This is a genomic window from Azospirillum sp. B4 (genome assembly GCF_000333275.1).
In the GTDB taxonomy this organism is placed as follows: Bacteria; Pseudomonadota; Alphaproteobacteria; order Azospirillales; family Azospirillaceae; genus Nitrospirillum.
Window position 1 is genome coordinate 1 of sequence record NZ_BACU01000303.1, and the last position, 21,727, is coordinate 21,727.

14 protein-coding genes are annotated in these 21,727 nt (G+C 68.5%); 11 read left to right on the forward strand and 3 right to left on the reverse strand.

The features are described from left to right. The 8 genes from I55_RS13650 to I55_RS13685 form a co-directional block, all read left to right on the forward strand. Positions 1-1,927, forward strand: a 1,927-nt coding sequence (locus tag I55_RS13650; protein WP_044561133.1) for an efflux RND transporter permease subunit, incomplete at its 5' end; no start/stop codon positions are given. A gap of 114 nt (positions 1,928-2,041) precedes the next feature. Continuing rightward, entirely contained in the window at positions 2,042-4,333 is a 2,292-nt protein-coding gene (locus tag I55_RS13655) for a TonB-dependent receptor (RefSeq protein WP_044561134.1), read from the forward strand. Between the two features lie 8 nt (positions 4,334-4,341). Beyond that, complete coding sequence (locus tag I55_RS13660; protein WP_044561135.1) at positions 4,342-5,991, forward strand: carboxylesterase/lipase family protein; 1,650 nt, start codon at positions 4,342-4,344, stop codon at positions 5,989-5,991. A gap of 63 nt (positions 5,992-6,054) precedes the next feature. Next, complete coding sequence (locus I55_RS13665; protein WP_044561136.1) at positions 6,055-6,762, forward strand: TetR/AcrR family transcriptional regulator; 708 nt, start codon at positions 6,055-6,057, stop codon at positions 6,760-6,762. Between the two features lie 3 nt (positions 6,763-6,765). Further along, a complete protein-coding gene (locus tag I55_RS13670; RefSeq protein WP_083901095.1) occupies positions 6,766-8,412 on the forward strand; it encodes an AMP-binding protein in 1,647 nt (548 codons plus the stop codon). A gap of 125 nt (positions 8,413-8,537) precedes the next feature. Then, positions 8,538-9,839 (forward strand): glycoside hydrolase family 1 protein, encoded by a 1,302-nt coding sequence (locus I55_RS13675; protein WP_044561158.1) that lies wholly within the window; start codon positions 8,538-8,540, stop codon positions 9,837-9,839. A 62-nt stretch (positions 9,840-9,901) separates the two neighbouring features. After that, entirely contained in the window at positions 9,902-11,095 is a 1,194-nt protein-coding gene (locus I55_RS13680; RefSeq protein WP_044561138.1) for a DUF3089 domain-containing protein, read from the forward strand. Between the two features lie 98 nt (positions 11,096-11,193). Beyond that, positions 11,194-12,489: an MFS transporter gene (locus tag I55_RS13685; RefSeq protein ID WP_044561139.1), complete on the forward strand. Its 1,296-nt coding sequence runs from the start codon at positions 11,194-11,196 to the stop codon at positions 12,487-12,489. 35 nt (positions 12,490-12,524) lie between these two features. Here I55_RS13685 and I55_RS39030 read toward each other — a convergent pair whose 3' ends face one another. After that, positions 12,525-15,962 carry a LamG-like jellyroll fold domain-containing protein gene (locus I55_RS39030; protein ID WP_199902587.1) on the reverse strand — a complete coding sequence of 1,146 codons (3,438 nt, stop codon included), beginning with the start codon at positions 15,960-15,962 and terminating at the stop codon, positions 12,525-12,527. 195 nt (positions 15,963-16,157) lie between these two features. On the opposite strand from I55_RS39030, the gene I55_RS13695 reads away from it, so the two are divergent. Continuing rightward, on the forward strand, positions 16,158-17,477 hold the full coding sequence (locus I55_RS13695) for a sugar porter family MFS transporter (protein WP_044561140.1): 1,320 nt from the start codon (positions 16,158-16,160) through the stop codon (positions 17,475-17,477). A gap of 204 nt (positions 17,478-17,681) precedes the next feature. Then, positions 17,682-18,659 carry an NAD-dependent epimerase/dehydratase family protein gene (locus I55_RS13700; RefSeq protein ID WP_044561141.1) on the forward strand — a complete coding sequence of 326 codons (978 nt, stop codon included), beginning with the start codon at positions 17,682-17,684 and terminating at the stop codon, positions 18,657-18,659. A 9-nt stretch (positions 18,660-18,668) separates the two neighbouring features. Here I55_RS13700 and I55_RS13705 read toward each other — a convergent pair whose 3' ends face one another. Further along, positions 18,669-19,334 (reverse strand): O-methyltransferase, encoded by a 666-nt coding sequence (locus I55_RS13705; protein ID WP_044561161.1) that lies wholly within the window; start codon positions 19,332-19,334, stop codon positions 18,669-18,671. Between the two features lie 97 nt (positions 19,335-19,431). On the opposite strand from I55_RS13705, the gene I55_RS13710 reads away from it, so the two are divergent. After that, positions 19,432-20,064, forward strand: a complete 633-nt coding sequence (locus tag I55_RS13710; RefSeq protein WP_044561142.1) for a TetR family transcriptional regulator — start codon at positions 19,432-19,434, stop codon at positions 20,062-20,064. Positions 20,065-20,098: 34 nt separating this feature from the next. Here I55_RS13710 and I55_RS13715 read toward each other — a convergent pair whose 3' ends face one another. After that, the gene (locus I55_RS13715) at positions 20,099-21,634 is read right to left on the reverse strand and encodes a carboxylesterase/lipase family protein (protein WP_085940014.1); all 1,536 of its coding nucleotides are present in this window, start codon (positions 21,632-21,634) and stop codon (positions 20,099-20,101) included. Positions 21,635-21,727 lie beyond the last annotated feature (93 nt).

A 21,727-nucleotide genomic window follows, 5' to 3' on the forward strand; every position in this document is an offset into this window, starting at 1 on the left:
GTCGCACCGTGTGCGGGCCACCATCGACGCGGTGGCTGAGGTGGGCAACCCAACCATCGTCGCCACCTTGACGGTGGTCACCGCCCTGCTGCCCATGCTGTTCGTCTCCGGCCTCATGGGCCCGTACATGGCGCCCATCCCGGCCAACGCCTCGGCCGCCATGGTCTTCTCCTTCTTCGTCGCCATGGTGATCGCCCCCTGGCTGATGCTGCGCCTGGCCCGCTGGCGGCGCGGCGGCGGCGGCCCGGATGTCCCGCACGGTGATGACCATGCCGACGGCGGCAGGCTGGGCCGGATATACCTGCGCATGGCCGCCCCCGTCATCGCCAGCCGCCGGCGCGCCTGGTTCTTTCTGGCCGCCGTGGGCGTGGCCACCGTCTTGGCCTGCGGCCTGTTCGCCACCAAGGGCGTGACCGTCAAGCTGCTGCCCTTTGACAACAAGTCGGAACTGGACGTGGTGCTGGACCTGCCCCGGGGCGCCACGCTGGAGGACACGGAACGGAACCTGCAGGCCATTGCCACCGTCGCCGGCGGTCTGCCCGAGGTGCGCTCGCAGCAGATTTACGCGGGCACCGCCGCCCCCTTCAACTTCAACGGCCTGGTACGCCACTATTACCTGCGCCAGGCGCCCGAGCTGGGGGAGGTGCAGGTCAACCTGGCGCCCAAGGGGGATCGCTCACGCAGCAGCCACGCCGTCGCCCTGGACCTGCGCCAGCGGTTGGCCCACCTGTCGCTGTCGGCCGGTGCGGTGGCCAAGGTGGTGGAGGTGCCACCCGGGGCGCCGGTCATGGCCACCCTGCTGGCCGAGATCTACGGGCCCGACGTCCCCACCCGCCGCGCGGTGGCGGAGAAGGTGAAAGGCCTGTTCGCCCAGGTGCCTTATATCGTCGACATCGACGATTCCTACGGCAAAGCGCAGCCGCGCCTGCACGTCGTGATCGATCGCGACAAGCTGGACTACTACGGCGTTGACGAGGCCGGGGTGCGCGACGCGCTCCGCCACCTGCTGGGCGGCATGCCCCTGGGCTATGTCCATCGTGGGGACGAACGCCCCCCCCGGGAGCTGGTGGTGGCTCTATCCAAGGCCGACCGGGCTTGGTCGGCGCGGCTGTTGGCGGCGGTTGTGCCGGCGTCCCGTCATTCCGGCGCGTCCGGCGTGGTCGCCCTGGACCAGCTGATCCATGTGGAGGAGGAGGCCGGCTCCCCCGCCTTGTATCGACGGGATGGCCATTATGCCGACATGGTCACGGCGGAACTGGCCGGGGCGTTCGAGGCGCCGATCTACGGCATCTTCGCGGTGGACGACGCCATCCGCGCCGCCGACTGGGGCGCCCTGCCGCCACCCGCCATCGCCTTCCACGGCCAGCCCACCGACGAGTCCAGGCCCACCCTGCTGTGGGATGGGGAGTGGGAGATCACCTACGTCACCTTCCGTGACATGGGGGCCGCCTTCGGCGTCGCCATCCTGGGTATCTACATCCTGGTCGTGGCCCAATTCGGCAGCTTCCGGCTGCCGCTGGTCATCCTGACTCCCATTCCGTTGACCCTCATCGGCATCGTGCTGGGCCACTGGCTGTTCGGCGCGCCGTTCACCGCCACCTCGATGATCGGCTTCATCGCCCTGGCCGGCATCATCGTGCGCAATTCCATCCTGCTGGTGGACTTCATTCGCCATGGATCGGCGCAAGCGGCGGAAACGGGGCAGCCCTTGCGGGCCATCCTGTTGCAAGCGGGCGCCGTGCGTTTCAAGCCCATCCTGCTGACGGCGTTGTCGGCCATGATCGGGGCCTTGACCATCCTGCTGGACCCCATCTTCCAGGGACTGGCGATCTCACTGCTGTTCGGCCTCGCCTCATCCACACTGCTGACGGTACTGGTCATCCCCGCCGTCTACGTTGTCCTTCGTGACGCGGACAGCGTGCCATAAAACAAATACTGACTTACTCGTCAGTCAGTATTGACGCCTTCCGGGGGATGTGCGAACGTCCTCCCGTTCGCGAAACAGCGCCACCAAGGCGCGATCGCAAACAGGGAGGAAACAATGACCCGCTTAGCTTATGCGGCGTCGCTGGCTGCGCTGCTTGTCGGTGCGTCCGCGGCCCTTGCCCAGACCACGCATGCCCAGACCGGTCCGGCGGAGGCACCGGAATCAGATCAGAGGCGCGATGGCGCGTCGGGACTTGAGGAGATCGTCGTCACGGCCACCCGGCGGGCCGAGCGGCTGCAGGACGTGCCGATCAGCATCACGGCGTTCACCCAAGGCGACCTGAATCGGAAGGGTATCGTCGGGGTGGAGGGCATCGCCCGCGAGACGCCGGGTGTCGTGCTGGACCACCGCAGCGACAACAATCTCAGCGTCACCACCCGCGGTATTTCCGTCAACGGCTATGAGGCTGGCCTGCAAAGCACGACCACGGTCTATCTGGACGATCTGCCGCTGACCACCATCGGCAATTCGGTGACCCTGGATCCCAGCATGTTCGATGTCGAGCGTGTGGAATTCCTGCGCGGCCCCCAGGGCACGCTGTTCGGGTCGGGCTCGCTGTCCGGCGCCCTGCGCGTCCTGACCAAAAGCCCGGACCTCCGGAACTATGACGCGTCCGCCCTGACCGACATCGGCTACACCCCCGACAGTGGCGGCGTCCGCCAGCGCTACAACGGCATGCTGAACGTGCCCCTGGTCGATGACAAGCTGGCGTTGCGCGTCGTCGGCTTCTATCGGCACGAGGACGGGTATGTCGACAATGTCGGTACGGGCGTCAAGAATTCCAACACCTTGAAGGATGGCGGCGGCCGCGCGATCCTGTTGTGGAAGCCCACCGATCGCCTGGGCATCCGGATGATGGGCCTCTATGAGGACAGCCATCCCCAGGACGCCTCGCTGGTCACGCCCTCCTTGGGCGACCGCAAGCGCTACACCACCATGCCCGACCTCTACACCTCCAAGACGCAGCTCTACAACGCGACCGTCGACTATCAGTTCGACTGGGCCCACCTGACCAGTTCCACCAGCTACGGCTACCAGGACGGGCTGTTCGACGTCGATCTGGCCGGCACCTTCGCCCTGGCGCTGCCTTTCAACCTGTTCGACCACGGCATCTGGAAGACCCTGGTCCAGGAAACCCGCCTGGTTTCGGAGAAGGGTGGCCGTTTCGACTGGACGGTGGGTAGTTATTATCTGCACCGCGACCAATACCTGAACGCGCGGGAGGCGTCGACGCCGGCCTATCTGGCCACGCATGGCATCACCGGGCTGCCGGCCGACGGCACCTTCTATTCCAACATCAGCAACTCATCGTCCTATGAATTGGCCGGTTTCGGGGAGCTGACCTATCATATCACCGACACGCTCTCGGCCATCGGCGGCCTGCGCTACGGCAAGTACGCCACGACGGTGGACATCTCGCCCGGCTTCAACTCGCTGTACTTCGCCTACGCCTTGGGTGGCATCAAGGGGCCGCTGGCCCTGACGCCCACCGCCGCCTCCCACACCGAATACCCGTCGGCCGAAAAGGCCTCATGGAAAGCAAGCTTGACCTATGAGCCGACACGGGACCTGACGCTCTATACCACCGTGTCCACCGGCTATCGCACACCCGTCTATAACGCCCGTGCCGGCAGCGTCAGCACGGTCAATCCCTCCGACCTGGTCATTCCGACCGGGGCGAGTTCGGATGATCTCACCAATTACGAGGTCGGCGTAAAGGGGCGCTGGTGGGATGGAAAGCTGCGCGCCAACCTCGCCGCCTACTACATCGACTGGCAGAACCTGCAGGTCCAGGCCAACCGCGTGTCGGACTCCGTGCAGTTCGCCACCAACATCGGCCGCGCCGAAAGCAAGGGGCTGGAGGCGGAAGTGACGCTGGAGCCCGTGTCCGGCCTGGTGCTGGGCCTGAACGGGGCGCTGAATGACGCCAAGGTGACGGAGCTGTCGGCGCAGGAAGCGCAGATTTCCGGCGCGGTGGACGGCACCAGCCTGGCGTCGCCCCATGTGCAGGGGTCGTTCTTCGGTACCTACAGCTACACGCTGTTCGGGGACACGCCCGGCTTCACCAGCTTCCAGGTCCAGCATGTCGGGTCGTTCCCGGTGGGCTTCCCCAACACCCCGGGCAAGCCGGGCACGCCCAGCGCCCTGTATGACCGCACCGACAGCTACACCCTGCTGAACCTGCAGACCGGCGCCACCTTCGGCAAGGTGACGGCAACCCTGTACGGTGAGAACCTGACCAACAGCCGGGCGATCACCTATGTGCATCCGGAGGCCTTCGTCTACAGCCGCTACGCCATTGTCCGGCCCCTGACGTTCGGCCTGCGGCTGGGGGCTGACCTGTGAGGGCGGCGATGACGCGGCGGCGCGGCTGGTTGGCGCTTGCCTGCCTGTGCCTGGCCATCACCTCGTGCGCGGACGCGCCCGTCGGCTCAGGCGACGCCCGGCCCCGGGTACGTACCGCCGGCGGCGTGGTGGAGGGGGTGATGGCTGCCGGCGCCCCCGGCACCGCCGTGGCGGCCTACAAGGGCATCCCCTACGCCGAGCCGCCGACGGGGGACCGGCGCTGGCGTCCGCCGGTTCCCGCCCATGGCTGGACCGGCGTGCGCGACGCGCGGGACTTCGGCCACGCCTGCCTGCAACCGCCACCGGCGCTGGGCAGCGTCTATTACGGCGGCATGGCCTCGATGAGCGAGGATTGCCTGACCCTGAATGTCTGGGCCCCGGCGGACGCCAGGCATGCGCCGGTCATGGTCTGGATCCATGGCGGCGCCCTGGTGGGGGGCGGCAGTTCCGAACCCCTCTACGATGGCGCCAACCTGGCGCGACAGGGCATCGTCGTCGTCTCCATCAATTATCGCCTGGGGCTCCTGGGCTATCTGGCGCACCCGGCCCTCGGCGCCGAATCCCCCCAGCACCTGTCCGGCAATTACGGCCTGCTGGACCAGATCGAGGCGCTGCGCTGGGTGCGCGCCAACATCGCGGCCTTCGGCGGCGACCCTGGCAAGGTCACCATCGCGGGCGAGTCCGCCGGCGGGCTCAGCGTGCTCGGCCTGATGGCCAGCCCGGCCGCGCACGGCCTGTTCCGGGGCGCCATCACGCAGAGCGGCTACATGCCCGCATACCGCGCGCTGCATGAGGATACGCTGGGCCTGACATCCGCCGAGGCGGCGGGGGCCGCCCTGGGCAAGCTGGCCGGGGCCACCGACGCGGCGGCCCTGCGCGCGGCCGACCTGGTGGCGCTGTTCAAGGCCGGCCTGGCCACCGGCTGGCAGCCGGAGCCGGTGATCGACGGCGTCACCCTGCCGCGGCAGTTGGCGGAGACCTTCGCCCGGGGGGAACAGGCGAGGGTTCCGGTGCTGGCCGGCTTCAACGAGGGGGAGATCCGGTCGCTGCCCTTCCTGATGCCCAAGGCGCCGGACACGCCCGCCGCCTATCAGGCGGACGTCCGCCGCCGCTTCGGGGCCGAGGCCGCCACCTATCTCGCGGTCTATCCCGGTGCCGACCCGCGGGCCGACGTCATGGCCTCCATCCGCGACGGCCTGTACGGCTGGGCCGCCCAGTACGTGGCCCGGCAGCAGGCGGCGGTGGGCCAGCCGGCCTTCCTCTACTATTTCCGCCACGCCACACCGGCCGAGAAGGCCCGCGACCTGGCGGCTTTCCATGCCAGTGAGCTGCCCTATGTCTTCGGCCAGGTGGGACCGGATGCCGCGCTGGGTCCCAACTGGCCCCGCCCGCCGCTGACCGACGCGGAAGCCAGGCTGTCGCGGGCGATGATGGGGTATTGGGTCTCCTTCGTCCGCGATGGCGTTCCCGCCGCTCCGGGGGAAGTGGCGTGGCCCCGGTACGATGTGGGGCAGGGCGGCTACCTCGACATCGATGACCAACCCACCGCCCAGCGCGCTTTGCAACCCGCCGCCTTCACCCTTGCCGACACGCTGGTCGCCAAGCGACGCCAACAAGGGCGCGCCTGGCGGCTCGACATCGGCTTTTCCGCCTTTTAACCGTACTGGCGAGGCGGGGCGCCAAGCAGGCGCCCCACCAATCCGGTCGGGAGTTTGGAGCTTATGAGCGACGTCAATCAGCCTACCCGTGGCCGGGGCCACAAAGCCCGCGTCCGCGAAGAGTCCATCGAACGCATCCTGGACGCGGCCGAACAGCTGTTCGCCGAGTTCGGCTACCACGGCTTCACGTTGAAGGACGTCGCCGCGCGCGTCGGGGTCAGTTCCACGCTGATCCACTACCACTTCAACGGCAAGGACAGCATCTGCGAGGCGGTCTGGGCGCGCCGGGCGCCGCTGTCCGCCCGCAACCGCCTGGAGGCCATGCGGCGCTACGCCGAGGAGGTGGGGGACAAGGTGACGGTGGAAGGCGCGCTCAGCGCCTGGATCGACGCCGACCTGGACGTGCAGATCGACGATGCGGAGCACTGGACGGCCTTCGGCAAGATCGCGGCTCAGGCCAACAGCGCCGCCGGCTGGGGCGCGGAAAAGATGACGAAGTACTTCAATCCGGTCGTCCTGGCGCTGATCGACCTGCTGAAGAAGGCCATGCCGGAGTGCGATGAGGAGACGATCTTCTGGGGGTATCACTTTGTCTCCGGCGCCATGACCCACAACATGGCCCGCACCGGCCGCCTGGACGAGCTGTCCCACGGCCTGTGCTCCTCCAGCGATTTCGTTTCCATCAAGCGGCACATGGCCAAGTTCATGGCCGCCGGCTTCGAGGCGATCTGCCGCCAGGCGGCCGCCGACAAGCAGAACCGGACCGGTTGAACGATGGCGGATCGATACAACACCCCCAAGTCCGCGATTTCCGCCCCGTCTTCCGCCTCATCTCCCGCTGGGACGATGCAGCCCTACGCGCTCACGCTGGATCGCTTCATCGACCATGCGGCCAAGTGGCATGGTGCCACCGAGGTGGTGACGGTGGGGGGCGGGGGGCACAGCGGCCGCATCGGTTACGCCGCCCTGCGGGACCGCAGCCGGCGGCTGTCCGGCGCCTTCCGCGCGCTGGGCCTGCGGGCCGGCGACAATCTGGGCCTGCTGGCCTGGAACAGCCAGGCCCACCTGGAATGCTGGTACGGCGCGCTGGGCGTCGGCATCGTGTGCCACACGTTGAACCCCCGCCTGTCGCCCGCCCACCTGGCCGGCATGATCCACCAGGCGGCCAACCGCGTGCTGGTGGTCAGCGCCGACCTGACGGCCCTGGCCGGAACGCTGGTCCAGCTCTGCCCCACCATTGACCATGTGGTGGTGCTGGAGGAACCGGGCAGCGCCGCGGTCCCGCCGGACTACGACCGTGTCACCAGCTGGCTTCATGAGGACCTGCTGGCGAGATTGGGGGCGGAGATGGCGTGGGGCGGCTTCGATGAGAATGCGCCGGCCGGCCTATGCTTCACCTCCGGCACCACCGGGGCGCCCAAGGGCGTGACCTACACCCACCGGTCGAACTACCTGCACACCGTCCACCAGTTGCAGGCGGATGCCAGTGGCCTGACGGCGCGGGACAGCGTGCTGGTCGCCGTGCCCATGTTTCATGCCAACGGCTGGGGCTTCCCCTTCTCCGGCCCGGGGGTGGGGGCCAAGCTGGTCCTGCCCGGGCGCCACCAGGACGGCGCCAGCCTGGCGCGGGTGATCAACACGGAGGGCGTGACCGTGGCGGCCGGTGTGGCCACCGTCTGGCTGGGCCTGGTCGACCACCTGGACCGCACCGGCGGGGAAACGCCCACGCTGCGGCGGATCATGCTGGGTGGTGCCGCCGTGCCGCAGGCCTTGATGGACCGGCTGGAGCGGCGGCTGGGGGCGCTCGTGCAAACCAGCTGGGGCATGACCGAGCTGTCGCCCCTGGGCACCACCGCGTCGCCGACGGCGCCCGTGCGGCGGGCCGCGCAGTCGGGCCGCCCGCCCCTGGGCGTCGACCTGCTGCTGACCGACGCCGACGGCGCGCCGCTGCCTGAGCAGCGCGGCCAGGCCGGGCGGCTGCGGGTGCGTGGCGCCAGCGTCGTGGAACGCTATTTCGGGCAGGACGCGCCCGCGGTGGACGCCGATGGCTGGTTCGACACCGGCGACCTGGCCATCATCGACGCGGATGGCAACGTCAGCATCACCGGCCGGGCCAAGGACCTGATCAAGTCCGGCGGGGAATGGATCAACCCGATGGAGATCGAGGCCATCGTCGGCGCCTTGCCCGGGGTGGCGCAGGTCGCCGTCATCGCCCGCGCGGACGCCAAGTGGGGCGAACGCCCCGTCCTGGTGGTCGAGGTGTGCCAGGACGCCAAGGTCACCGACCAGGCGCTGCTGGACGCGCTGCGGCCCCGGGTTCCATCCTGGTGGCTGCCTGACGCCATCGTGCGGCTGGCCGGCATGCCGCTGGCGGCCACGGGCAAGATCGACAAGGCGCGATTGCGGGCCGACCACGGCTGACACGCTGTGGGCCCGCGACCGGAGCCACCGCAGGTTTCAGGGGAGCATGGCGGACTGGAAGCCGAGGGTAAGCAAAGCGGCTGGCATCTGAGGGACCAAAACAAACCAAAACAAAAGGGATGGACATGACCACGACACGGCGTGATGTACTGGCAGGATTGACGGCGGCCACGGCGCTGGGTGCCCTGCCGGCGCGGGCGGCATCCCGCCCGGCCATGCCCCCGGGCTTCCTGTGGGGGGCGGCCATCTCCGCCCATCAGAGCGAGGGCAACGACGTCAACTCCGACAGCTGGCTGCTGGAGCACCTGCCGGAGACGGTCTACAAGGAACCGTCCGGCAGCGCCTGCGACAGCTACCACCGGTATGAACAGGACTTCGCCATCGCCCGGTCCATCGGGCTGAACTGCTATCGCTTCGGCATCGAGTGGGCACGGATAGAGCCGGAGCCGGGCCAGTTCTCACAAGCCGAGCTGGATCATTACGTCAAGGTACTCGCCGCCTGCCGGGCGCAGGGGCTGCTGCCCATCGTCACCTACAACCACTTCACCGTCCCCCTCTGGTTCGCCAAGCGCGGCGGGTGGGAAGCGCCGGACAGCCCCGACCTGTTCGCCCGCTTCTGTGAGCGGGCGACGCGGGCCCTGGGTGACCAGATCGGCATGGCCTCCCCCTTCAACGAGGCCAATATACATCTGCTGGTCAAGGTCCTGCGGGGTGGCGCCACGCCGGAATACCGCGCTGCCCGCAGCGCCATGATCGCCGCCGCCGCGCGGGCGACCGGCGCGCCGCAATTCTCCTCCATCCTGTTCGCGGATCCCGACCGCATCGACGCCCACCTGCTGCAGGCCCATGCCCAGGCCTATCAGGCCATCAAGGCGGGGCCGGGGGACTTTCCCGTTGGCGTCACGCTGACCACCCAGGCCGTCGAGGCGGTGGGCGACAACAGCCAGGCCCCGGCGGTGGAGGCCATGCTGTACGGCGGCTGGTGGGATGCGGTGAACGCCAGCGACTTCGTCGGCGTGCAGGCCTATACGCGCCTGCGCGTCGGCGCCAACGGCCTGGTGGCGGCACCCCAGGGCGCCGAAATGACGGCCGCCGGGTATGAGTACCATCCCCAGGCGCTGGGGAAGGTGATCCGCCTGGCCGCGACCAAGACCACCAAGCCCATCTACGTCACCGAAAGCGGCATCGCCACCGAGGATGACGCGCGGCGGGCCGCCTGGCTGGACGCCTGCGTCGCGGAGGTGGAGCAGTGCCTGCGCGACGGCATCGGTGTCCACAGCTACATCTACTGGTCGCTGCTGGACAACTTCGAATGGACCCAAGGCTATGGCCAGCGCTTCGGCCTGGTGGCGGTGGACCGCGCCACCTTCGCGCGCACACCCAAGCCCAGCGCCCAGCACTTCGCGGAGATCATCCGCGGCCGTTGAGCTCTTTAATGCGAGTTTTCCGAGAGTTTTGGCAGAGGCATAAACAAACAGGGGACGACGTCATGGCGGGATTTTGGAAGCGCGCGGCGCTGGGCGCCGCGCTATGGGCCGGCGTCATCCCGGCGCAGGCACAGACCACCGCGTCCGGCCCGGCCGACTATGGCGTCGACGCCAACTGGCTCTGCCGCCCGGGTCGCGCCGACGCCTGCGCCCAGGATGAGACGGCCACCGTCATAAGCGCGGATGGGCATCTGACGCGGGAGGCCCACACCCCCGCCACCGACCCGCCCATCGACTGCTTCTACGTCTACCCCACCGTATCGCGCGACCCAGGCGGCAACAGCGACCTGATACCCGGCCCGGAGGAGCGCTTCGTGGTGCAGGGGCAGTTCGCCCGCTTCGCCGCGCGCTGCCGGCCCTTCGCCCCGATGTACCACCAGGTGACCCTGACGGCGCTGCACGCGCGCATGACCGGCGCGACCAGCCCAGTGCCGGACCGCGCGCTGGCCTACAACGATGTGCTGGCGGCCTGGCGTCATTACCTGACCCATGACAACAACGGCCGGGGCGTCGTCCTTATCGGCCACAGCCAGGGCTCCGCCGTGCTGATGCAGTTGGTCAAAAGTGAGATCGACGGCCAGCCCGCGCAGGGGCGACTGGTGTCGGCCATCCTGCTGGGCGCCAACGTGGTTGTCCCCGACGGTGCCGATGTCGGGGGGACGTTCAAACACATCCCTGCCTGCCGCGCGGTGGAGCAGACGGGCTGCGTCATCTCCTACGTTTCCTTCCGCGACACGGCGCCCCCGCCGGCGGGTGGCGCCTTCGGCCGGGCCATGGACCCGCTGTCGCCGCAGGTGGCCGCCCACGCCCACGCCCTGTGCACCAACCCGGCGAACCTGGCGGGGGGTGCGGGGACCCTGCGCAGTTATTTCCCCGCCGATTTCGGCGCCTGGGCTCCTACCGGCTTTTCCTGGATCCAAACGGGCCAGAAGATCGACACGCCCTTCGTGACCACGCCAGGGCTGCTCAGCGGCCGGTGCGTCACCGATGGGCCCGTCACCTACCTGGCCATCCACGTCAACGCGGCCGCTGACGACGTGCGGGTCCACGACATCCCGGGTGATGTGATCGTCGATGGCCGCCTGTTCCCCGATTGGGGGCTGCATCGCATCGACATGCACGAAACCATTGGGGACCTGGTGGATATCGTCGGCCGCCAGGGTGCCGCCTACGCCGCGGCGCATCCTTCCCGGTGAACCAGCGGCGCATGCCGCTGTAGGACGCGATAGCGTGCGCCGGAGGTTTCCGGGAAGCGCCCGGCGTATGATGGAACATAAAAAAAATGGGAGGAGAGATGACTGACACGGCGCCGGCGTCCGGCACGTCCATCGTCAAGGTCGCGGTCACGGCCGCGGCCGCGGCGGCCATCGAATGGTATGACTTCTTCATATACGGCACGGCCGCCGCCCTGGTGTTCCCGGCCCAGTTCTTTCCCAGCGATCTGCCCCCGTTCGTGGCACAGATCGCGGCGTTCAGCACCTTTGCCGTGGGTTTCATCGCCCGCCCGGTGGGGGGCGTCCTGTTCGGACATCTGGGCGACAGGGTGGGGCGCAAGCGGGCGCTGACCGGCGCGCTGCTGGTCATGGGGCTGGCCACCACCGGCATCGGCCTGCTGCCCAGCTACGCCCATGTCGGGGCCATGGCGCCGCTGGCCCTGGTGGTGCTACGCTTCGCCCAGGGCTTGGCCGTGGGCGGGCAATGGGGTGGCGCCGCCCTCATGGCCATCGAGAGCGCGCCGGCGGGCCGGCGCGGCTTCTACGGCAGCTTCGTCCAGATCGGCGTGCCGGCCGGCTTGGTGCTGGCCAACGTCGTTTTCCTGGCCGTCAGCACGGGCGTATCGCCGCAGGATTTCCAGGCCTGGGGTTGGCGCCTGCCTTTCCTGCTCAGCGTCGTGCTGGTCGCCATCGGCGCCTACATCCAGTTCCGCCTGGAAGAGCCGGAGGCGTTCGAGAAGGCCGCGGTGGCGCCCGGCGCGCGGCGGGAACTGCCGCTGGCCCGGGTGCTGCGCGGCCACCTGCCGGACGTGCTGCTGGCCGGCGGCGCCTTCGTCGCCAACAACACCTGCTTCTACGTGGCCATCACCTATGTCGTCGCCTATGGCACCACCACCCTGGGCATCGCGAAGGAAACGCTGCTGACGGCGGTGATGCTTGCCAGCGCGCTGATGGCGCCCGTCCTGATCGCCTGCGGCGGAATATCCGACCGCTACGGGCGCCGGGGCATCTTCATGGTCGGCGCCGTGCTGGCCGGCCTGTGGGCCTTCGCCCTGTTCCCCTTGCTCGAGACCGGGTCGCCTCCGCTCATCATCATGGCCATCACGGGGGAGATGTTCTTCCTCAGCCTGATGTACGGGCCGCAGGCGGCGTTGTTCGCCGAACTGTTCCCGGTGGAGGTGCGGTATTCCGGCGCGTCTCTCGGCTACCAGATCGGGTCCGTCGTGGGCGGCGGCTTGGCACCCATCATCGCCACCGCCCTGTTCGCGCGGTTCCAGTCGACTCTGTCGATTGCGGTCTACCTGGGCGCCATGTGCGCCGTCTCATTCCTGAGCGTTTGGATGCTCCGCCTCAGGGCCCGGCCTTCCCCTGCCTGACCCCCGTCCGCTGGCGGACGGGGGCTGCAAAGGCCTCAGGGTAGCGCCACAGTGGCGGTGGCGGGCTGGGTGTTCCAGCCGCGCAGGGCCACCTTGGGCTGCCCCTGGGCCAGGCCGGCGGGATAGGCGATGGTGACCTCGCGCCGGTCGCCCGGCAGCAGGGAGACGTAGTTGTCGCTGGCGTAGGCGGGCAGCAGGCGGCTGCCGTCGGCGTTCTGCAGGGTCAGCTTGTTCATCAATGACGCGCCAGTGCCGGTGTTGGTCAGGGTCACATGCACCTTGACCTCGTCGCCCACCCGCTCCGCCGTGGTGGCCACGGTGACGGCCTGGGGCGCCAGGTCGTTCAGGCGGCGGGTGGCGGCCTCGTCGGTCACGCGCCAGTAGACGTTCTGCGACACCGGCCCCTTGGCGTCGGCCAGTTCCAGTTCCACCAGCACCAGGCCGTTGGCCTGCAGGGCGGCGGCCAGGTCCAGCTTGGTCACCGCCGTGGCGGCGTCGGCCGGGGCGTCCACCTTCTGGGTGTGGTCGCTGACCGTCTTGCCCTCCACCGTCAGGACACGGGCGCGCAAGATCAGGCCTTTTGCCGCCTCCCGGGTGTTGTTGACCACGGCGACGCCATCATCCGGCGCGTTCAGCTGCACGTGCAGGGGCTCCGCCGCCTTCTGCACGCCGTAGAAGGCGCCGTGGGTGTCGTAGTCGTGGCTCATGATCTGCCAATTGGTGCTGGGCCAGGCCGGTTGCGTCATCCACAGCAGGCGGCCGCTGTTCACCGTCCACAGGCCGGCGTTCATGCCCTCGAAGATGGCCCGGTGGCTCTCATAGTTCATCAGTTGGGCCTTGCGCTCGAAGTCGGCCAGGCTGGTGGCCTCTCCCAGCTTGCGGTCCATCGCCGCCATGAAGCCGTGGGTGTCGCCATTCCCGCTTTGGTGCCAGTCGTGATAGGCCCAGGTGTCGCTGACCGGCCAGCGGTCGGCCTCCGGCACCGCCGCCTGGAACGCCTCCAGCGTGGGGAAGGAGGGCGTGCCCACCTCCACCGCGAAGCCCCGGGACAGCTTGGTGAAGTACAGCGACGGGTCGCGGTAGTCGTAGGGGCCGCTGTCCTGCAGGTTCACCCGGTTGGAACTGCCGCTGTAATAGCGGGTGCCGTCCAGGGTGGTGACCAGGCTTTCCAGTCCCTCGTTCAGCACCGGCTGCGGCACGCCCTCATTGCGGCCGAACCACAGCACGATGGAGGGATGGTTGCGGTAGCGGCGGATGACGTCGGCGGCGTTGTCCAGGAACAGCGGAACGTCCTGGGCCTCGATGTTGTAGTCCTGGGTGCTTTCCCAGAAATCATTCAGCACCATCAGGCCGTACTCGTCCGCCAAATCGAAGAACACATCCTCCGTGTTCTGGCCGACCCAGTTGCGGATGATGTTGACGTGGGCCTCGCGGTGCAGGCGGAAGTAGGGCTCCAGCCGGTCCCGCGACACGCGCTTGCGCCAGTCGTCGGTACCCCAGCTGCCGCCGCGGGCGGGCACGCGCACGCCGTTGACCTTCAGGACCATGTAAGGGGCCAGGCTGCTGTCCTCCAGCGGCTTCACCGCCGGCGATTTCTCGGCTCCCGGCACCAAGGAGGAGACCCAGCCGCCGGCCACCTTGTGGATGCCGGTGTGGCTGCCGTCCACCACCTGCTGGCCGGGCGCCAGGGTGGGATCGACCTCCACCCGGCGCAGGTGCCCGCCCTGGTCCATCAGCGACAGCTCGTAACTGACCTCACGGATGCCGAAACGGGTGTGCTTCTCATCCGACTTGGTGCCACCGGCCGCCGCCGTCAGGGTCAGAGTGTACAACGCCGGCTCGCCCAGACCGTTGGGCCACCACAGCTTGGGGTTCTTCACGGTAAGTTGCGGGAATTCGGCGGGCGTAAGGGTGACGCTGCCGGCACCGGGCGCCAGGGTCACGGTCTTGGCGACCGTCACGTCGTCGAAGGCGGCGCGGATCTCGGCCTGTACCGGCTGGCCGGTCAGGTTCTCCACCGGCACGGTGATGGTGATGTCCGCCTTGCTGGTGTCGGGCAGGGGCAGCTTGGTCACCACCTGGCTGTCACCGATGCGCACCGGGCCGGTGGCGGTCAAGGTCACGTCCTGCCACAGGCCGGTGTTGCGGTCGCGGACGGACGGGATCCAGTCCCAGCCTTCGCTGGCGATGAAGGTGGGACCGTCCAGGGCCTGCATGCCGCCGTTCTCCCCCACACCGGCGGCGATGGACTGCTCATGCGGCAGGCCAGGGTGGGGCGGCGGGGTGATCTTGACCGCCAGCACGTTCTTTTGCCCGGGGCGCAGGCGGCCGGTGACGTCGAACTGGCCCCGGATGAAGGCGCCCTTGACACCGCCCAGCCTCTCCCCGTTCAGCCACACCTCGGCGGCGTAGTTGATGCCCTTGAAGGTCAGCAGCGGATGGCGACCGTCCAGGGTGGCGGGCGCGTCGAATTCGGTGCGGTACCAGTAGGCCTGCCGGTTCAGGCTTTCCGGGATGGCCAGGTTGTTCAGGCCGTAGTCGGGGTTGGGATAGACGCCCCGGTCGACCAGGGTGGTCAGCACCGTGCCGGGTACGGTCGCCACATACCAGGACGCGGCGTCGAAGCCGGGCAGGGAGACGCGGGCGCCGTCGCCCTGCACCTTGGGCCCTTCCGCCAGGCGCCAGCCGCCCACGGTCCACGTGTCGGCACCATCGGCCTTCAGCGCCGGGCCGGTGGGCAACGGCTTGGCCACGGGCTTGGAGAAGGGGGCGCCGGACCTGGGCAGGGTCCAGGCGTCCTGCGGCGTCACCTGGCCCATCATCTGCTTCACCTGCACCGGCCAGGTGGGGCTGGCGGCCTCGAAATTGATCAGGCCGGCATCGGGCTTGTTCTGGGCGGCGGCCCTGGCCTCGTCAGCCGTCAGCGCCTTGCCCATGACGGTGAAGCCGGCGATGCGGCCGGCGAAGGCGCCGCCCGCGCGCGGCGCCAAGCCCACCACGGGGCTGACGGCGCCTTGGGCCGGCATGCCGTGGGCGATCTCCGCCCCATCCAGGAACAGGCGCGCGGTCTTGCCGTCGAAGCTGGCCAGGGCATGGTGCCAGGTTCCGGACTTCACGGCCGCGCCGCCGGTGATGGCCTCAGCGCCGGTACGCAAGGACAGCTTGCCACCGGTCAGCGCCAGGTAGCGGCCCTGGGCCGGGTCGCCCAAACCGGCGACCAGCATGGTGCCGGGCGCCACCTCATCGGCCTGGAACCAAGCGGACAGGGTCCAGGGGCCGGCGGCGGGCAGCGTCACGCCGGTCAGCGGCTTGGTCAGCCCGTCACCGCCCGCCAGGATGACGGCGTTGTAGGGGCCGTACACCGGGGTGGAATCGGCCGCGTGCGCCTCCAGCGGCGCCATAAGGGCGGCAGTCACCATCAGGGATGCCCACAGCAGGCTGCGGCCTGCCTTGTTCGTCTTGGAACCACGCATCTCGAAGACCTCCCTCCCTTGGGGGCTCAAGGCCGAGCCGCCCGTTTTTCTTTGATCTCGAACTGGGGCGGTTTTGGAGCGCCACGTCCGGTTTTGCCAGTTGAAGACGGCCATGATGAAGGGCTATCGACAAACAGGCGATCGCAATTTAATAAAACAAATTGGTTAAATAAAAAAGAGGGAGGAAGCGGGATCATGGTGTTTTTATTCTTAAGCATCGCCACGGCCGCTCTGGCCGGCCTGCTGTTCGGTTTCGACACGGCGGTCATCGCCGGCGTCACCGGCGATCTGCGCATGGTCATGGGTCTGTCACCGGGTGCGGTGGGTGTCACCGTGTCCAGCGCCTTGGTGGGCACCTGCATCGGCGCCCTGGGCGCCGGGCGGCCAGGCGACCGCTATGGCAGCCGTGACTGCCTGCGGGTCATGGCGCTGTTATACCTGGTGTCGGGCGTGGGGTCGGCGTGCGCGTGGAACTGGCCGTCCCTTGTCTTCTTCCGCTTCATCGGTGGCCTGGGCATCGGCGGCTCGTCGGTGCTGGCCCCCGTCTACATCGCGGAGATCGCGCCGCCCCGGCGCCGGGGCGCGCTGGTCGGCCTGTTCCAGCTGAACATCGTGCTCGGCATCCTGGTCGCCTATCTCAGCAACTACGCCGTGGGGGGCTTGGGCCTGGGGGATGCCGAATGGCGGTGGAAGCTGGCGGTGACCGCGCTGCCGTCGGCCGTCTTCTTGGCGTTGCTGGCCTTCATTCCCCACAGCCCGCGCTGGCTGGCGACGAAAGGCAGGGTGGAGGCGGCGGCGGCGGTGCTGCGGCGCATGGGGATGGCCGGCGTGGACGCCGCAGCGCAGGCTTTGGCGTCGGCCAGGCGGGAGGGGGCCAGGCGGGAGGAGGAAGGGCGCCTGTCCTGGCGCCGTCACCGCCGGCCCATCCTGCTGGCGGTCAGCCTAGCGCTGTTCAACCAGTTCAGCGGCATCAACGCCATACTCTACTACCTGAACGACATCTTCACCGCCGCCGGCTTCGGCAAGGTCTCGGCCGACCTGCAATCGGTGGCGGTGGGGGCGACCAACCTCCTGTTCACCGGCGTCGCCATGACGGTCATTGACCGGGCGGGACGCAAGACCCTGCTGCTGATCGGCGCCGTGGGCATGACGGCCAGCCTGGCACCCGCCGCGCTGATCCTGTCCGGTGTGGGCGGCGGTGCCTATCTGATCTGGGCCTTGCTGGGCTTCATCGCCTCTTTCGCGTTCAGCCAGGGGGCGGTCATCTGGGTCTATATCGCGGAGATCTTCCCCACGGCGGTGCGCGCGCGCGGGCAAAGCCTGGGCAGCGCCACCCATTGGCTGGCCAACGCCTTTCTCTCCGGCGTCTTTCCCCTGGTCGCGACATATTCAAAGGGGGCGCCCTTCTTCCTGTTCGCCGCCATGATGGCGGTGCAGTTCGTCGTGGTGCTGCTGTTCTTCCCGGAGACCAAGCGCGTGTCGCTGGAGGAGATGGCCGAACGGCTGGAAACCTGACCGAGGCGACCCCCAGGCCGTCGCCGCCCGGTATTTTGCACCGTTCCCAACCGGGGTGATGATCCCCGCGCGCCGGTATGCTAGCGTGGCCACGGGCAGGTCAGGCGCCAGATAATTTCAAGTTGTCTCGCGCGGAAAAGCGGCCCGCTTCTTGGCTTTATTTGATAATCACGGCCTGGGCGATTTAAGAGTGGGACAAGGGTGATGGGGAAGCGTGTATTGGTGTGCGGTGCCGGCGGTTTTATCGGCAGCCATCTGGTTACCCGGCTGAAGGCCGAGGGATGCTGGGTCCGGGGCGTGGATTTGAAGTTCCCGCGCTACGCGCCCACCGAGGCGGACGATTTCGTCATCGGCGACCTGCGGCAGGCGGACTTCGTGCGCGGCGTCGTCGACCAGCCCTTCGATGAGGTTTACCAGCTGGCGGCCGACATGGGCGGTGCCGGCTATGTCTTCACCGGCGACCATGACGCCGACATCATGCACAACTCGGCCCTGATCAACCTGAACGTCCTGGAGGCGCTACGCCGGCGCAACTGCAAGAGGGTGTTCTATTCCTCCTCCGCCTGCATGTACCCCCAGGAGAACCAGGAGGATCCGGACAACCCGAACTGCGCCGAGGACAGCGCCTATCCCGCCCATCCGGACAGCGAATACGGGTGGGAAAAGCTGTTCTCCGAGCGGCTCTACCTGGCCTATGGCCGCAACCACGGCCTGTCGGTGCGCATTGCCCGCTATCACAACATCTTCGGCGAATTGGGCTCGTGGCAGGACGGCAAGGAGAAGGCGCCCGCCGCCATGTGCCGCAAGGTCGCCCAGTGCCCCGATGGCGGCACCATCGAGGTCTGGGGCGACGGTCGGCAGACGCGGTCGTTCCTGCATGTCAGCGAGTGCCTGGAGGGCACGCTGCGCCTGATGCGCTCTGATTTCACCGGGCCGGTGAACATCGGCTCGGATGAGATGGTCACCATCAACGATCTGATCGACCGTATCGCCCGCATCGCCGGCAAGACGGTGCGCCGCAACCACATTCCCGGGCCCCTGGGGGTGCGCGGTCGCAATTCCGACAATCGGCTGATCGCCGAAAGGCTGGGCTGGGCGCCCAGCCTGCCTCTGAACAACGGTCTGGAGCGCACCTACGCCTGGATCAGTGCGCAGGTCGCCCAAGGAAAGAAGGACGCCTGATCGCGGGGACTACCCCAGGCGCATGGACAGTTCCACATCCTCGGCGAAGGGCGTGGACAGATAGCCGCTTGCGGGCGACCGCACACGGGCCAGGTAGTCGGGGCTGTGGTCGGCGTTGTCGGCGATGATCAGCGCTCCAGGCCGCAGGTGGCTTTCCACCAGGGCCAGGATCTCCGGATACAGCGCCTTGGCGCCGTCCAGCAGCAGCAGGTCGATGCTGTCGGGCAGGTCGGCGCCCAGCGTCTTCAGGGCGTCGCCCTGCCGGATCTCCACCAGGTCGGCCAGGCCACCGGCGGCCAGGTTGGCTTGCGCCCGCGCGATCTTGGATGGCTCGAACTCCGTGGTGATCAGCCGGCCGCCGCCGTTGTCGCGCAGGGCCGCCGCCAGATGCAGGGTGGAAATGGCGAAGGACGTGCCGAACTCCACGATGGCGCGTGCCCCCATGCCGCGCGCCAGCATGTAGAGCAGGGTGCCGGTCTCCCGCGACACCGCCAGCGGCATGTCCTTCAGGGCGCCGTAGAAAGCCAGGTAGTCGGTCTTGCTGCGCATCAGGCGCGTCCGTTCCTCCGGCGACAGGGCGGTCGCGGCCGGAATGGAGGCTGGCGAAGTGGCCTCGGCTTCCGCGAACAGCCGGTCAAGCAAGGGGGCCAGCGGGGTGGTGGTCAGGGTGTTCATGGGCATGGTCCCGGGGTTTGGATCAGGCGCCGTCTTGCGCCGGCCTCAAAATACGACTAATCCGTCAGGTTCCCTATTCGCATTGCCGAAGACGCCCATGGCCGATCGCCGAAGCCCGCAGATTTCCTCACGAAAACAGCCCCGGCAGGCCCGTTCGACGGATCTGGTCGCCACTATCCTGGAGGCGGCGCTTCAGGTTTTGGCGGCGGAGGGGGCGGCGCGTTTCACCACCGCGCGCGTGGCGGAGCGGGCGGGGGTCAGCGTCGGGTCGCTGTACCAGTACTTCCCCAACAAAGCCGCCATCCTGTTCCGCCTGCAAAGCGATGAGTGGCGGCGGACGTCCGACCTGCTGCGCGCCATCCTGGAAGACAGGGGCATGCCGCCGTTGGACCGCCTGCGGGCCTTGGTCCATGCCTTCATCCGTTCGGAGTGCGAGGAGGCGGCGATGCGCGTGGCCCTCAGCGACGCCGCCCCCCTCTACCGCGACGCGCCGGAAGCCGGGGAGGCCAAAGCCTCGGGCGCCGGCATAGTCGACACCTTCCTGCGGGAGGCGCTGCCCCAGGCTTCGGATGCGGTCCGGGCCATGGCGGGGGACCTGATCAAGACCACGCTCAGCGCCGTGGGCAAGGAATTCTCCGAAACCCCGCGTACGGAAGCGGAGATCGTGGCCTACTCCGACGCCCTGGCCGACATGGTTTGCGCGTATTTACGTGATCTGGCCAAGGATTGACGCTTCCCATCCATCGCCTGGACAGGATTTGGCTCTAAGGCATCGGCGGGCGCAGGTCGCACAGGGGACCGCGCAGTCGGGATTTGGCCTGCGGCCCGGCGTCGGTGAAGGCCAGGTAGCCGCCCTTGGGGCCAAAGGCCGGCCAGTGGACCAGGCCCTTGCCGTTGGGGTCGCCGCTGCGGGCGAAGTTGATCCAGTAGCGTTGCACGGTGGGCGTGGCGTCGCCCGGGGCGCCGGCCGGCAGTCCGCTGAACAGGAAGGGCAGGTCGCTGCCGTGGGTGACGGGCCCCTTCGCCGGGCTGCGGTCGAAGTGATAGACCCAGGTGGGGATGTGCCGGGCGGCCTGCGCGGCCGCCACATGCAGCGATGGGCAACGGAAGGTCAGGTCGTCGGCCAGCTGCGTCGCCACGTCGCCCAGGCGCGGGTCGGGGGCCGGCGCGATACCGTCCTTGACGCCATAGAACGCCAACGCCTGCGGGGCCTTGGGACCGAAGGCCCGGTGGATGGTGGGCACCACCGCGTCCGGCCCGCCGTACAGCGTCAACTCGCGCGCCAGGCTGCCGATCATCAGGGGCACGGGGGCGGCGTCGGCCAGCAGATCCTCCGGCGCCTTGGGCAGGACCCAGCCATCCACCACCGCCTGCAACCAGATGAAGCTGTCGTCGGCGATGGTGCTTGGCTTCAGCGTGTCGGTCGCCGCCAGGATGTCGGCGCCGGACAGGGCGCGCAACTGCGCCAGGGTCTGGACGCCCGCCGCGTCCAGCACCTGTTGGCCCAGGGTCTCATTTTCCGCCAGGCTTCGCGGTGGCACACCGAAGCCCGCCGTGCCGCTCTGCGCGATGGCCTTGGCGAACAGGCCACGGGCCTCGGGCGCCAGCATCAGCTGGCCCACATCCTGCCCGCCGGCGGATTCCCCGAAGATGGTGATGTTGTCGGGATCGCCGCCAAACAGGGCGATGTTCCGCCGCACCCAGGCCAGCGCCGCCATCTGGTCCATCAGGGCATAGTTGCCCGAGGCATGGTGGGGCGATTCAGCCGTCAGTTCGGACAGCGACAGGAAGCCGAAGGCGCCCAGCCGGTATTGCAACGCCACCAGCACCACGCCTTGGTCGGCAAGGTTGGAGAGCACGGTACCGTCGGCGCCTCCCGCCCGGTTGGCGCCGCCGTGGATCCAGACCATTACCGGCAAGGCCTTGGCCGGTGTCATCGCCGGCGTGCGGATATCCAGGTACAGGCAATCCTCCTGGCTGCGCGCCGCCAGGGCGTCGTTCCAGCCATAGGGCGCTTGCAGGCAGGGAGGGGAGGGATGGGTGGCCTCGCGGACGCCCGTCCAGGTCAGGGGCTGCGGCGGTTCCCAGCGCAGCCGGCCCACAGGGGGCTGGGCGAAGGGGATGCCCAGGAAAAGCGCGCCGCCTTGGCCCGTGGCTTGGCCTGCCAAGGCACCCGTGCTGGTGACGACGTGCGGTGGGGCCATGGCCTGGGCGGGCCCGGCCGGAAGCGGACACAGGCCCACCATCCAGGCGGATGCCAGGACGCTGATGAAAAATGTCCGGAAACTCCGCCGACGCATGGGCCGCCCTCCCTGGCTCGCTTATGGCGGTCAATTAAATGAATTCGTTTTTGTTAATCAAGCGCCGTGCTCTGTCCTAACAGGACAGAGGGG

Bases quoted from the DNA above. Each gene is read 5' to 3' on its own strand.
- I55_RS13675 (WP_044561158.1), top strand. From the start codon at position 8,538: ATGACCACGACACGGCGTGATGTACTGGCAGGATTGACGGCGGCCACG.
- I55_RS13695 (WP_044561140.1), top strand. From the start codon at position 16,158: ATGGTGTTTTTATTCTTAAGCATCGCCACGGCCGCTCTGGCCGGCCTG.
- I55_RS13685 (WP_044561139.1), top strand. From the start codon at position 11,194: ATGACTGACACGGCGCCGGCGTCCGGCACGTCCATCGTCAAGGTCGCG.
- I55_RS13710 (WP_044561142.1), top strand. From the start codon at position 19,432: ATGGCCGATCGCCGAAGCCCGCAGATTTCCTCACGAAAACAGCCCCGG.
- I55_RS13665 (WP_044561136.1), top strand. From the start codon at position 6,055: ATGAGCGACGTCAATCAGCCTACCCGTGGCCGGGGCCACAAAGCCCGC.
- I55_RS13680 (WP_044561138.1), top strand. From the start codon at position 9,902: ATGGCGGGATTTTGGAAGCGCGCGGCGCTGGGCGCCGCGCTATGGGCC.
- I55_RS13715 (WP_085940014.1), bottom strand. From the start codon at position 21,634: ATGCGTCGGCGGAGTTTCCGGACATTTTTCATCAGCGTCCTGGCATCC.
- I55_RS13700 (WP_044561141.1), top strand. From the start codon at position 17,682: ATGGGGAAGCGTGTATTGGTGTGCGGTGCCGGCGGTTTTATCGGCAGC.
- I55_RS13670 (WP_083901095.1), top strand. From the start codon at position 6,766: ATGGCGGATCGATACAACACCCCCAAGTCCGCGATTTCCGCCCCGTCT.
- I55_RS39030 (WP_199902587.1), bottom strand. From the start codon at position 15,962: ATGCGTGGTTCCAAGACGAACAAGGCAGGCCGCAGCCTGCTGTGGGCA.
- I55_RS13705 (WP_044561161.1), bottom strand. From the start codon at position 19,334: ATGAACACCCTGACCACCACCCCGCTGGCCCCCTTGCTTGACCGGCTG.
- I55_RS13660 (WP_044561135.1), top strand. From the start codon at position 4,342: ATGACGCGGCGGCGCGGCTGGTTGGCGCTTGCCTGCCTGTGCCTGGCC.
- I55_RS13655 (WP_044561134.1), top strand. From the start codon at position 2,042: ATGACCCGCTTAGCTTATGCGGCGTCGCTGGCTGCGCTGCTTGTCGGT.